This is a genomic window from Hahella sp. KA22 (assembly GCF_004135205.1).
GTDB lineage: Bacteria > Pseudomonadota > Gammaproteobacteria > Pseudomonadales > Oleiphilaceae > Hahella.
In genome coordinates, this window is record NZ_CP035490.1 from 6600951 (window position 1) to 6614668 (window position 13718).

Below are 13718 nucleotides of genomic sequence, written 5' to 3' on the forward strand. Positions count from 1 at the left end.
GCGTTGACTTAACTACCCGTAAATCACGCAGCCAGAAATTTGTCCTTGGTGAACACCGTTTGCGGCGTTCGCAGCTCACGGGAACTGCGCCAGGACTGCACGCCAGATAGTTCAAAGTTGAAAGACATCACTTCCACGCCAGCTTTTACCAGCGCTTCCATCACCCGACGTTTACGGGTGGACTCACAATAGAACATCATGAAGCCGCCGCCGCCCGCGCCGCTGACTTTACCGCCCAAGGCGCCGGCTTTAATCGCGTCTTCATAAATCTGGTCGAGTTGACCGTTGGAAATGGTCGCCGCCATTTTCTTCTTCTCTTGCCATGCGTAATCCAGCAGCTTGCCGAATTCATTCGGGCGACCGGTCAGCAGCGCTTTTTTCATCTCTACGGCATGCGCCTTGAGGTTGTGCATGGCGTTCAGGCTCGCCTGATCGTTGCGCTCCACGTTCTTGACCTGAGATTCGATGATGCGCGAGGACAACCGGTTCTTTCTGGTGTACGCCAGAATCAGGTTGTATTCGAGTTCATGAATAACCCAGGGATCGATGCGCAGCGAGTTGACGATGACATGGTCTTTCTGGAACTCCATGAAGTTGAAGCCGCCGAAAGCGCTGGCGTACTGATCCTGCATGCCCCCCAGAATCCCCAGGTCGCCGCGCTCGATTTCACAGGCGCGACGGGCGATGTCATAAGGGCTTAACGCCAGGTTTTTGAGTTCCCGGAAAGCGCCGATTAACGACACCACCATAGCTGACGAAGAGCCCAGACCGGAACCTGGCGGGGCGTCATTGTGGGTGACTATGCGTAAACCGGCGGAACCTTCGTAAAAGCGCTTGATCACACCTTTGGCCAGATCGCTCTCGCCATTGAATTGAAGGTCCTTGTTGGCTTTGATGCGAGTGATGCTTTCGAAATCCTGCGAGTAGATTTCTATTTGCGGAACTTCCCGCAACTCCAGATGGGTGTATGCGTATTTGTTTATGGTGACGTTCAGAACATTGCCGCCATAAATGTCGGAGTAGCTGGCGATATCGGTGCCGCCTCCGGCGAAGCTGATCCTTAGCGGAGCTTTTGATCGGTAAAACATAAAGTAGTCCTTTCCCTAGTTTTGTAACCTAATCATTTTGAATACGTCCAGTTACAACAAACTGCAGTCCTTGCGCTCAGGAAGCGCGATACAGTGTTGCGTCCCTTTCAACAATAAATTGCTGTGCAATGAGATAACCGATAACCCTCTCCACGCATTCGGACAGGGATACTGCATCAGTATTCAGAGTCAATTCCGGATTGACTGGCGGTTCATAAGGAGAATCAACGCCGGTGAACTTTTCTATACGGCCTGCGCGGGCTTGTTTGTAGAGGCCTTTGGGGTCGCGTTGTTCACATACGTTGAGAGGCGTCGAAACATGGACCTCGACAAATTCGCCGGGCTCCAGCATTTGACGCACCATTTTTCTATCTTCGCGGAAGGGGAAGATGAAAGCGCTCAGAACGATCATGCCGCTGTCGACAAACAGCTTGGCGACTTCGCCTATTCGGCGGATGTTCTCAACCCGGGATTCGTCGGAGAAACCCAGGTCTTTGTTCAGCCCATAACGGACGTTGTCACCGTCCAACAGATAGGTGTGGCGCTGCAACTCAAACAGCTGCGCCTCCACCGCATTGGCGATCGTGGATTTGCCTGCTCCGCTAAGGCCGGTGAACCACAGTAGACAAGGCTTTTGCGTCTTGATGGACGCAGGCTGGGATTTACTGATTTTGTGCTGATGCCAGACAATGTCGGCGCAGACGTCATTCCCAGACTTTATTGTATATTCCTTAGCCACCGTCGTACTCCTGAAGCCATATGCGAAACGCAAATCCGCGTTCATTTCCTTATCCGTGGGAGCAATCTCAGCAGAGTAAAGCAGCAGCCCAATGTCCTCAGCGAGGCAAAAAGCATGCCCGAGCAAGGCCCAAAACAAGGAAAAAGCGCAGATGACGCTTATATGACAGTCAGAGGAAATCGCAAAGCCGACGAGCGCCGGTTACGATCTGAACAAATAAAGAGCTGTTTTATCTTCCACTTAAGACCGGTTTAACGATGACCTACGCGGGAAGAAGTCGAGATAAGAGATCACGACTTTGAGCCTCCGCCTCCGTATAAAACACCTAGAAAAAATGAATTTTTTCTCACGTACCGGAATGAAAACAGCCCGATTTTTACGTCAATTTTTGATTCATTTGAGGGCGCCGATAGGGAAAAAAGGGCAGCCGCTTATGCGCTGGGTGTAAAGAAAATAATAAGATGAATGTCGATTCAGTTTACGCTTTGGCCACTTTCTCTGTTCACTTATTAATCTCTGTAAATGTTTTGATTACTTTTAACGACAAACAAAACCGGAAGCGTTGATATTTTTTACACTTCGTTTTTGCACCACTTTTGACCACCCAGTCAGCTTATTCGCCATATCCCGCGCCATTAAAGGGTTTCCAGCCCACAGCCTCTATAAATCGGGTATTTCGGCGAGAAAAAGCTGGCGTCAAAAAGGAGAATTTGCGCTCATTTATCGTCATCGCCACGGGTTTTCATTTTACAAACCTGTCATCCTGCCCCTCCTCCTTTGGCTCGAATATTGCCTTTTTCGGAGTTAATAACAGGTTAAGCCTGTTTGCTTTTCAGCCAGGATCTACGTCACTTTTAGAAGGAATGCATACAAAGTGAAGCCAGAAAAAAGGAAATTTAAAATCGCCATGGTGGCGGCCTGCCCTTTCCCCGCCAATCATGGATCGCCAGCCTCCATAAGGGAAATGTCGGAAGCGCTGGTGAGCCTGGGCAATGAAGTCCATATCGTCACCTACCCTATTAAAGAGGATATTCCCGTCGTCGGGCCCCACATACATCGAGTGCGGGTTCCAGGTTTCAGGAAAAACGCCATACGGGTCGGCCCTTCTCCTGAAAAGTTTCTGTTCAACCCGCTGATGGTGTTCAAGCTCATACGCGTCATCCTCAAATACGATATCGACATTATTCACGCCCACAATTATGAAGGCGTGCTGATCGGCTGGCTGGCCAAGCTGATCACGCGCCGGCCATTGCTGTATAACGCGGTCAACAGTATGACCGACGAGTTGCCTACCTACGACTTCTTCAAAAACAAAGATTTCGCCCGCAAGCTGGCGACTTTTCTGGACAAAACCCTGCCCTTCAAAGGCGACCATGTCACCGCCGTGTCTGATGATCTCAAACACTTTCTGGTGGAACTGGGCGTGGACGCGGACAAAGTCACCGTACTGCCCGCCGGGGTCGTACCGGAGATGTTTGATAACCCCAATCCCGAGCGTATCTACGCCCGTCACCAGCTAAGCAAAGACGACCACTATCTGATTTACACAGGCAGTCTAGACGCCTTTCAGCGAATCGACTACCTGCTGGAGACAATGGCGCGAGTAGCCGCCCGCCGCGATGACGTGAAGCTGCTATTGGTAGGCAATATCTCCAACCCGGAAGCCCACCGCAAATACCAGCGCATGGCGGAGGAACTCGGCATCGCCCAGCAGGTGTTGTTCTGTGATCAGGTGCCCCTGGATGAACTGCCAGATTATCTGGCGGTCGCCGATGTGGCGGTGATTCCCCGTCCGGAGTGCCCGGGACACCCGGTGAAAGTGTTGAATTACATGTCCGCCGGCGTCGCAATCGCCGGCTTTCGCGGCGGCGCCAAAGGACTGACTCATGAGAGCAATGCGCTGATCGTGGATAACCATGACTGCGACGCGCTCGCCGACGCGGCGATTCAACTATTGGACGACGACGCCAAGCGCCAGCGTCTGGGACAAGCCGCCCGTCAAGTCGTGGACAAGTTCTACACCTGGCGACAGTTGGCGCAAGGCATTGAGGTGCTGTACGAACATTTGTATACGGGTGGAGAACGCGCGCCCAAGGAAAAGCTGCGTGAGTTCATTCTGGAGACCTACTCTCCAAACGACGTAAGATCTTGAAGTGTATAAAAGGAATGTAGTGCGGCAAGGGAGCGAACCGTCCTTTTCCAACGTCATTGAAACGCTGGCGCGAATGCGCGGATTCTGGCAATCTGCCCATTCGCCCACATGCAACGGCGAAGCCGGCGTCCGCGTCACGCCGGTGGGGCCTGGCGTCAGCGCCAGCCCAGGGAACAGGCTCTTGCAGCCGATTTATATGGAGGTTAGGTAACCATGGCCGGTTTACTGGCGGCGGATATCCGCAGGAAGCGTTCACACTATGTGCGCATCGACAATTTCGTCAACAAGTACCTGAAAATCACGTTCCAGCTGGGCACGCTCTATCTGTGCTCGTACCGTCTGGGGCACTACGCCGCGCGCGCGCGCAATCCCTTGTTAAAGCTGGCGGCGTGGCTTTTATATTTTCCGACCGAGTTTCTGCTGGGCTCCATTACCGGCATTCGCATTCCTCCCCGGGTCGCTATCGGCCCCGGTCTGGTCATTCATAATTTCTCCGGCGTTTTTATCGACGCGGAAATCGTGGGCGAAGACTGCACCGTCAACCAATGCGTCACTGTCGGCCCGGACTATCAACGCAAAGGCCGCCCCCGGCTCGGCGACAATGTCTTTATTGGCTCCGGCGCCAAGGTTCTGGGAGACATCGACATCGGCGATAACGTAGTAATCGCCTCCAACGCGCTGGTGATTGATTCAGTTCCGGACAACTGCACTGTCGTCGGCGCGCCGGCCCGAATCGTTTCGCGCAACAACACCAGCAGTTATCTGAAGTTCAAACAGCCCAAGAGTTGACGGCGTACTTATGGCGACCACTGTGGCCCACGCACTTTGCGGTATCGACTGTCTCCTGGCGGCCCATGCGCTGCGTGGCGGTGCGCCTGCGCCCGGGGCGGCCGCACTGGCGTTTTTCGCACTGCTCGGCAATGCGCCGGATCTGGATATGCTGGTCGGATATGTGGTCAGCGGCGACCATCTCGCCTACCACAGTCGCGCATCTCATGCGCCAGCGACGTTATGGGCTTTGGCCGCCTTATTGGCGTGCCCGCGCTGGAAACTGCTGAAGCTCTGGTCTGGCTACACGCAACGCTTCGCAGTGATCGCCTGCGCCCTGCTCAGCCACACCGTGCTGGACTTTTTCACCGGCCCGCAACGGGGGCTGCACAGCAGTTTTGGCGCGCCGCTGCTTTGGCCGTTAAGCGATGCGCGTATCTCCGCGCCGTTCACTTTATTGATTGGACCTCACCACGACACCCTGGCCCGCTTTGTCGGCTGGCGCAATGTGTGGGCGGTGGCGTCCGAATTATTGCTGTTCGCGCCGCTCACCTGGTTGCTTTGGCGGCAGGCGCGCGGGGCCCGCAACACCATAGAAGGATTCAAATGACTGGACGCATGCTGAACATCATGAAGCGCAATTTCGTATTTTCCGTATTCATCGTGGCGATCGTCGGGTTGATCGGCTACCTGCTGCTGTCCGCCAAGAAGCATATGGAAATCACCAACACGGAAATCGCCCGCAATGTGGGGAACGCCGCGCCAGTGGAACTGCACAAGGTTGGCGCAGGCGACGTCACCTCGCGCTTCGCCGCCACCGCCGTCGCCACGGAAGGGGTCTCCGTCGCGATACGTCCGCAAATCGAAGGCGCTATCAGGGCGCAGCCGGTCAAACTGGGCGATCTGGTGGTCGAGGGCCAAGAGTTGTTCCGACTGGACGATACACTCTATAAATCCAACTACACCCTGGCGAAATCCCTGGTGGAAAACCGCAAAACCTTGCTGGACTACTACAGCGCCAATCTCAGTGAAATGAAGAGTCTGCTGGAAGGCGAATATATTTCTCAGGAGCAGTATAAGACCGCGTTTCTCAACTTCACCCAGTCGCAAAGCAGCCTCGCCGAAGCCACTCACCAATTCAACAACGCCAGCCAGGAACTTAAACAAACCCAGGTTTCCTCGCCGATCTCCGGCGTCGTCAGCGAAGTAAAGAGCTTCCCCGGCGTCTATATCAAGAAGGGCGAAGAAGCGCTGGTCATCAATTCCATCGACCCAATTCTGTTCAAGATTCTGCTGCCGGAAAAAGAACTGGGCAACTTCTCACTGGGCAAAGCCGTAGATATACGCCTGTCCGCCTTCACCAGCACCACTCTGCACGGAACGATCTATCGGGTGGACCCAGAATTGGATGAAAGCCAGGGCGCCGCCCGAGTCTACGTGCAGGCGCCTAATCCCGAGCTGATCGTAAAGCCCGGCATGACCGGCACGGTGTATCTGGAACAGAACAAAAACACCGTGCGCATCCCTTCCATCGCCCTGATCAATCGCTTTGACGACGACGCGGTGGTGTTTCGGGTCAGCGAGTCCGGCGCAGCGGAGTTAACCCCAGTGAAGGTAGGCATCTCCGGCGACGGCTATGTGGAAATCATTGAAGGTCTGCATGTGGGGGATGAAATCGTGGTGGCGGGACAGCAGAGTCTGAAAGCCGGAGATAAGGTAAAAGGATAAGGAATTCATGATGTCAGCCAGGTTGTCGCTATCACTCGCCGCCGGCGTCTGCATGACGTTGAGTGCGGGAGTTTGTCATGGCTTTGAAGACCGCCCCGAGTTTAAAGCCCTGTTGAGTAAAATGTGCCGCACCAGCCCGCAATTGCAGGTGCAGCGACTGGAAATCGCGTCTTTACGCAAAGAATTTGAATACACGTCGGGACAGGCGTGGTATCCAGAAGTGACTCTGAGCGCAGGCCCGCAGTACTATGAAGGCGAATCCGTGGGGAACTTCGCCTTCGAGCAGAATCAGAGCGCCTTCATCGACTCAGACAATGAAACCTCCGTCAGCGGACGCCGCTCCGGGTTTGTGAATCAGGCCAAAGTGGCGTTGGACGCGCCGATCTATCGCAATAGCCGTTGGGTGGGACAGGAAACCGACGACGCCGCGATTCTACGGCAGCGCATCGAGTATGAAACCGCCAAGCATCAGAAGCTGTTTCAGGAAAGCCTGCTGGAGCTGGTGGAGGTACTGGTGTCTCTGCAACAGGCGCAGCAACAGGAAATTCTGCTACAGGAACTGTTGGCGGACGCCCAGTCGCAATTGGACATTGCACGTAATGCCGCCCGCGCTCGTTTGATCGAACGCTCAGATCTGCTGGAAGCGGAAGGCGCCGTCTCTGAACTGGAAGGCGAGCTACAACAAACCGCGAATAACCGTGACTATCTGAGCCAGAAGTTCGCCTTCCTGGCGCAAACCGCCGACGCCATGCCGACGCCGGACTTCAAACTGGAATCCCTGCCTCCCGCCGGAGACCTGGAAACCCTCGTTAATGCGGCGGAGAACGGCAGCATCGACGTCATTCTGCAGCAAACCCAACTCGCCATCGCCCGTCGCCAGTACGATCAGGCGCGCCATGATAACGGCGTGGCGTTCGGCTTGAGCGGTTCCGTCCGCGGGGTGGCGGACGAAGACTTTGGCGAGAGCAAGCATCTCACCACAGTGGGAGTCAGTCTTGAGGTGAAGCTGCAAGACACCCTGCGCGCCAGCGGCAAGTCTCGCTATTGGGCGCTGCAGGTGGAAAAAGAACAGAGGCAGTTGGATCTGATCAGGGCGAATCAACGCATCGTCACCCTGCAAAATTATCGGGACTATCAACAGCAATTACTGACCCTGAAAAACTCGCTCAGCGCCCTGGATCGCGCCAGATCCGAACTGGAGAAGAACCAGGAGCTGTTTCGACTGGGCAAGGTGGGCGTCAGTGAGGTGATCGAATCCCGTTCCGATATCCGACAAATTGAGCTGGGCAAATTGGACGCCTACGCCAAGCTGTGGCTGCTGCAATTCCGGCTGACGCCGGGCGCGCGATGGTCCTGCTCCGTAGAGGGAGATTAATCAATGTCTTCGAATAAGAAGATTTTCCGCAATATCATCGCCACCCTGCTCGGCGAGGGCGTGGGGGCGCTGCTCAACATCTATGTCATCGTCTTGATCGCCCGCACTCTGGGTCCGGAATCCTTCGGCGACTTCGCCTTCATTCTGGCGTTTGTCGGCCTGTTGCAGCTGGTCACCGACATGGGCGTCACCAACCTGTTGGTGCGGGAAATCGCGCAGAAGGCGGAGCAATACAAGCACTTCTTCGGCAATGTGCGCCTGCTGGCCTGGGCGGTCACCCTGGTGGCCACTGCGCCCACTGCTGTTGTCTGCCTGTTGATTCTGGAGGACCGCGACTTCGGAATGAGTCTTTTTATTATGACGGTCGCCGCGTTGATCGTATTTCACAGCGTGATCTATGGCGCGCTGTTTCGCGCCTTCGAACGCATGGAATTCAACGCCGCCATTTTCGTCATACACAAAGTGATTCTATTGGCGCTCACCCTGTATTGGCGCGACCACGATCCCAGCATTCTGGCGCTGTGCGGTTACTATTTGCTGGCGAATGTCTGTCAGTTCCTGCTGTTTTACGCCTGCAGCCTGGCGGTTTTCAAACGCATTCCCTGGCGCTTTGATCCCGGTCTGTGGAAATACGTGCTGTTCGAGTCCGTTCCTATCGGTTTATCCATGATGTGTCGTCGCGCCACCCTGCACGTGGACACGCTTATCCTGAAAGCGATGGCGGCGCCACTCGCCCTGGGGCTGTTCAACGCCGCCTATCGGGTGATACAGATCATCGAAATGCTGCCTTTCACGTTGTCTATTCCGATCTATCCCAAACTGGCGCGCCTGGCTCTTGGCGATAAAGCGGAATTCAGTCGTTTTCTCAATCAGGTGCTGAAGTTCTACGCCATTTTGTCACTGCCCATTGTGGCTTACGTGTTTGTCTTCGCCGAGGACATTATTGGATTGATGTATACGCCGGAGTTCGCTTCTTCCGCCAATATTCTGCAAGCGCTGGCGGTGGCGATCTTCTTTATTTTTCCCTCCTCCATCATGATTTACGTGTATTCCGCCATGGGACGGCAACGCCTGTTCACGTTGATCTCCATCGCCACCCTGGCCACCAACGCCATCTTGGATATTCTGCTGATTCCACATCTACACGCCTTTGGCGCGGCGGTGGGCACAGTGACGGCGGAAGCGTTGTTTATCGCTGGATCGCTCTGGTTCCTGTATCGCCAGTCTGTGCCGGTGCAATGGGCGCGCATGTCTTACAAGCCGTTACTGGCCGCGCTGCTGGCGGGCTACGCAGTGAACGCGGCTTTCGCCTCCCCGGGTCTGCTGCAGTTTATCCTGGCGTCACTGCTGTTCGCCGTCGCCTATCTGATTCTGATTCTAGTCAGCAAGACACTCGATCAGCGCGAGCTGGCTTTCCTGACGGCGCTGATAAAGCGTCGTCCTGTCGGCAAAGGGATGCAATAATCCTATGAAGATGCTGGCGGGAGTGCAGGCGGGTCTGATTCTGGCGATGCTGGGCGCGTTCCTTGCTCCCTGGATCAATCTGCCCTTCGCCGGCGGCGAGTCCGGCGTCCAGTACGCCGCTTCGATGGCGCTGTCTCACCCTGACATGCTGGGCCCCGCCTTATTACTTTTAATCGCCGCACCGTTGCTGGTGATCAGCGTCCACTTCAACAAGCCGAATCTTGCTTTGACAAGCGCCGCCTTCGTCCTCGCGTTCCTGGCGTGCGTGCCTGGTTACCTCGTCGCCCTCGACCCCCATACGTTGCCAACCTACGCCGACAATATTGAGGACTACCGGACGTTGAAGCGGTTCTTCAATTCCTTCTTCACACCCAATAAAGGCCAGGCTATCGCACTCCCCGACACCGCCAACTTTGATTCATTGGGCGGTCGCCTGGAGCTGGCGTTCCTGTGTCTGGAATGGGGCTGGTATATCGCCACGGGCGCCGCCGCCATTCTCTTCATGATGACGCTGTCCAAAGCGCGCCTGCGCTTTTATCCCATTGCGCTGCTCATTCTGATCACGCCGCCGGCGCTGACGCTCTACCCGACCATGCAAGCGACCAAATACAAACAGGATGCGCAATGGCGATTGACCGAGGGCGCGCCGGCCTCCGCTTTTGGCGCCATGGTCATCGCCTTCAAGCTCGACCCACTACTGACATACTCCGAGCAGGCCAGCCGGCTTTTCTCACAATTGAACGCGATGGTGTTCAAACCGGAAAACCCGGCTGCTGCGCTGTACCAGTCAGCGCAACTGGAAACCGCTGGCAAGCGCCAGGAAGCGCTGGACGCGCTGCATACAGCGCTGCAACACCGGCGCGAAGATGAGTTTTTCCCTTATGTGGCGCACCATACCAAGCGCCGGCTCGCTATCCTGACTGACCGGGTGATCAGCCGCAATTACCGTCACGAGCAATGGGATGAGGCCTTGCTGGCGTTGCAGGAAATGCTGCGGGTCTATCCAGAAAGCGACACTTTGCGGGCGATGGCCAGCCTCGCCTATATCCGCCAGGGCGTGCCGGAAAGCTGCCTGTCCAGCGTTTCCACTTCGCTCGAACGAATTCAAGGCTCCAGCCTGCGCGCCGACTTGCTGGCGACCCAGGGAGAATGCCTGATGATGATGGGTAAAGTGGATCAGGCGCGGGAGTCATTCCAGCTTTCCATTGACGCGGACAGCGTGCGCAATCTGCGCGCCGTACGCGGACTCAGCGGGTCATGACAATGCTGTGGCGAAGCGCGCGACAGGGACTGCAGGCGAGCCGCAAAATCTTTCCGGCGTTGCTGGCTTTTTCCCTGTTGCTGGGACTGATGACGACTTACGCACTGGAGCTAAAGAACCAGCAAGGCGTGCGCTTGAACTGGGATGGAGCCCAGTGGATCACTGCGCCAGACGCTCGCGCCGTCAGCTATTTCCGCAAGATATTCATCGTGCGCGCCGCGCCCTATAAAGCCTTCTTGAAGCTAGCGGGGACGGAAAATTACAAGCTCTATATCAACGGCGTGGAAGTTGCCGTGAAATCCGCCGCCACCTCTGAGCCCATCTGGCTCGGCGCAGTGGAGTCGTACTTACGCCCCGGTAAAAACGTCGTCGCCGTTCGGGTGGAAAAATCCACTCTCGGCGCCGCGCCGGCGATGATACTTTCCCTGCATGTTCAAGACAGCCAAGGACAGGAGCAGCGTCTGGTCAGCGATAACGCCTGGAAGGCGTCCTTCACCCCCGCCAATGGCGGCGCCGACGCCCGGGTTTGGTATCAATACGGGTTTTATGACGAGGACTGGCGGGCGCCGCAGTTAGCTAATGGGTTAAAGCCGCCTGCGATTAGCGGCAATGTGGATTACGGCTATTTCCTGTGGAGCCGCACCAGCGCGCTGCAGCCAGTCTGGCGCAGCGGCGCTGGCGATAATGCGTCGGAAGCCCGTTTTGTGCTGACATTGCCCTTCTCTCGCGCCGCGCTGCAAAACGCCTGGTTGATGGCGCAATGCAACGGCGCCTTCAAGGTTAACGTTAATCAACGCCGTTTGGGCGACTACGCCAGCGACTATCCGCAGATCAAAGTCATTAACTTGTTTCAACCGCTAGGCGCCGCGCCCGCTAACCAGATTGAAGTGTTCGCGGATTGCGACCCGGCCCTGGGTATGGGCTTGCAGGCCGTCGTACAGACCGGGGAAGATCGCTTCATCAGTTTTCCCGGCATAGACTGGCGCGTCAGTCCGGTCAGCGCTACGGATGCGCCGGCGCAATACGAGCGCCCCGCCTATACGCCACATATCCGTCAGGTAGCGACGGAGTCAGCGGAAAGCGCGCCAATTCGTTTCGAAGACCCCAGCCTGGAGGTCATGCGGCAAATCAGTTACCCCGAATTGATTTTGCGTGCGCTGAAATGGTGTGCAATCTGGTTATTGCTCAACGTTCTTACCAGCACAGGACTGTTGTTGGCGCTGGGAGGTCTGCCCCGTCTTATCGCGGCGATCAATCTGCTGCAGACCTCACTTACCTGCTCCGGCGCCTTGCTCTGCGCGCTCGCCCTGGATGCGCGCCTGCTTACGACCAGCCTGTTTAATCTGGGCGTCGTCACCGCCTTGTTCGGCGCGGCGCTCCTGGCCCAGGCCCTGTCAGCGCTGCAGTTGCGCTCATCACGCTTTGCCATCGGGCGCGAAAGTTGCGCAACCGCCTATGTCAGCGGAGCCGCCAAAGTTCTGGAGAAAAGCCTATGAACAGCCGCGCTGAGTCGCAATGGGTGAAATGGCCGCTGATGCGCGCCAAGGCTAATTCCTTTCCGGTAATCATACTGATCGCCACAGTGCTGATTGCTCTCTCTTTCAGTCTGCGCATCGGCGGCCTGGAGGCGCGCGCGCTCACTATCGACGAAGCCACTATCGCCAGTTTTGTAGAAGGCGTATTAGATAAGGGCTATCCCTATATCTACGTCAGCACCATGGAAGTGCCATTGGCCACCTACGAACTGGTGCCATATTTCTTGGCCCTATCGGTCAAGTTGGGCGGTTTTTCCGAGTTCACCTTGCGCCTGCCGGCGCTGCTATTCTCCACTGGCGTATTGAGCCTGATTTTCTGGATCAGCCTGCGCCGCTTTGGCTTGGCGGCGGCGATTATCGCTGGTCTCTTGTACAGCCTTTCAACCTGGTCTATCTACTGGTCGCAGAACGCATTTCACCCGGCGCAGACACAGTTCTTTACTCTGCTCACCGCCACGGCGGTCTACCATCTGTTACAGCAGGAACGGGTTCGCCTGCGATTCGCGTTATTAGTCTGGGCGCTATTCACTGTGACCTATTTGAGCTGGGAAGGCTCCGGGTTTCTGCTTCCAGTAATGGCCGTCATCGTGCTTATCTTCAAACGGGACAATCTGGTCTGGATCTTCCAGCGCAATCTCTGGGTGATGTATCTGCTGGTGATATTAACGCTGGTCGCCCAAGGCGTGCGTCGGGTAGTGCTGCAGCAGCCGCACCTGATGCTGGGTTCCGGCAAAGGCGATGTCAGTCTGCCGCAGCTGGGCTTTCTTAAGGACAGTTGGGAGCCAGGCTTTTACTTTATCAACTTCTTTGGCATGGAAACCCATCTCATCACTGGCGCCATTTTCCTGCTCGGCGCTTACTACGCCTGGAAGCGTCCGACGCTGCGTTTTTACTATCTGGTGTTCCTCATCACGCTTCTGTGCCTCAGTAATTTTTTACTGTTCTACAACGCCCACTACGTGTTCTTCATCTATCCGTTTTTCATCATCAGCGTCGGCGCCATTCTTACGTTTTTGATTGAGGACGTAACGCGCCTCACCAGCCGGGTGAAAGCTCCGGCGGCGACAGCAGTCGCCAGCTTCAATCTGGCGGCGCTCTTATTGATGGCGGTGATGTCGATGAACTCAAACCTGATTCATTTTTACAGCATCGGCAACCTGGGCCACCTGGGCTTTCGTTCTGACTATCGGGACGGCTTCGCCGGCGTGGACTATCGCAAAGTGTCCGCCACGTTAAAACAGGGCTATCGCGAAGGCGATAAAGTCATCAGCATGGCGCCAATGCCAACCAAGCTGTATTCCGGGATTACGCCGGACTATTTCCTGCAGACCATTACCGATCGCAAGATCGTCTACGACCGTAACCTGGATTCCCCCTTCTATCGGGACAAGTTTCTGGGCACGGTGGTGCTTCGCAGCGACAGGGAGCTACAGGACGTGCTGAACCAGAATAATCGTGTCTGGCTGGTGGCCTCCCCCTGGAATGCGATGACACTGGTCATCGACGCGGACACCTTGCAATTCGTCCAACGCAGCATGCGCGTGGTGGATGAGAGTTACGACGCCAGACTCTTTTTATGGCAGAAATAAACAAGGGGAATGAAATGAA

11 protein-coding genes are annotated in these 13718 nt (G+C 55.8%); 9 read left to right on the forward strand and 2 right to left on the reverse strand.

Annotation, left to right across the window (positions count from 1 at the left end):
* Nucleotides 1-23 precede the first annotated feature (23 nt).
* Nucleotides 24-1088 (reverse strand): GHMP kinase, encoded by a 1065-nt coding sequence (locus tag EUZ85_RS29180; protein ID WP_127973626.1) that lies wholly within the window; start codon nt 1086-1088, stop codon nt 24-26.
* Nucleotides 1089-1164: 76 nt separating this feature from the next.
* Nucleotides 1165-1827 (reverse strand): adenylyl-sulfate kinase, encoded by a 663-nt coding sequence (gene cysC / locus EUZ85_RS29185; RefSeq protein ID WP_127973627.1) that lies wholly within the window; start codon nt 1825-1827, stop codon nt 1165-1167.
* A gap of 874 nt (nt 1828-2701) precedes the next feature.
* Between cysC and EUZ85_RS29190 the strand changes: the two genes are divergently transcribed.
* The 9 genes from EUZ85_RS29190 (at nt 2702) to EUZ85_RS29230 (ending at nt 13699) form a co-directional block, all read left to right on the forward strand.
* A complete protein-coding gene (locus tag EUZ85_RS29190; RefSeq protein WP_127973628.1) occupies nt 2702-3979 on the forward strand; it encodes a glycosyltransferase family 4 protein in 1278 nt (425 codons plus the stop codon).
* Between the two features lie 213 nt (nt 3980-4192).
* Entirely contained in the window at nt 4193-4768 is a 576-nt protein-coding gene (locus EUZ85_RS29195) for a serine O-acetyltransferase (protein WP_127973629.1), read from the forward strand.
* 10 nt (nt 4769-4778) lie between these two features.
* The gene (locus EUZ85_RS29200) at nt 4779-5357 is read left to right on the forward strand and encodes a metal-dependent hydrolase (RefSeq protein ID WP_127973630.1); all 579 of its coding nucleotides are present in this window, start codon (nt 4779-4781) and stop codon (nt 5355-5357) included.
* Nucleotides 5354-6475: an efflux RND transporter periplasmic adaptor subunit gene (locus tag EUZ85_RS29205; RefSeq protein ID WP_127973631.1), complete on the forward strand. Its 1122-nt coding sequence runs from the start codon at nt 5354-5356 to the stop codon at nt 6473-6475. Before EUZ85_RS29200 ends, EUZ85_RS29205 begins: the two co-directional genes overlap by 4 nt.
* Nucleotides 6476-6482: 7 nt before the next feature.
* Nucleotides 6483-7850: a TolC family protein gene (locus EUZ85_RS29210; protein WP_127973632.1), complete on the forward strand. Its 1368-nt coding sequence runs from the start codon at nt 6483-6485 to the stop codon at nt 7848-7850.
* A gap of 3 nt (nt 7851-7853) precedes the next feature.
* Nucleotides 7854-9314 carry a flippase gene (locus EUZ85_RS29215; RefSeq protein ID WP_127973633.1) on the forward strand — a complete coding sequence of 487 codons (1461 nt, stop codon included), beginning with the start codon at nt 7854-7856 and terminating at the stop codon, nt 9312-9314.
* Between the two features lie 4 nt (nt 9315-9318).
* Complete coding sequence (locus EUZ85_RS29220; protein ID WP_127973634.1) at nt 9319-10575, forward strand: M48 family metallopeptidase; 1257 nt, start codon at nt 9319-9321, stop codon at nt 10573-10575.
* Between the two features lie 2 nt (nt 10576-10577).
* Complete coding sequence (locus tag EUZ85_RS29225) at nt 10578-12071, forward strand: hypothetical protein (RefSeq protein WP_127973635.1); 1494 nt, start codon at nt 10578-10580, stop codon at nt 12069-12071.
* The gene (locus EUZ85_RS29230) at nt 12068-13699 is read left to right on the forward strand and encodes a glycosyltransferase family 39 protein (RefSeq protein WP_127973636.1); all 1632 of its coding nucleotides are present in this window, start codon (nt 12068-12070) and stop codon (nt 13697-13699) included. Before EUZ85_RS29225 ends, EUZ85_RS29230 begins: the two co-directional genes overlap by 4 nt.
* The last annotated feature ends 19 nt before the right edge of the window (nt 13700-13718 follow it).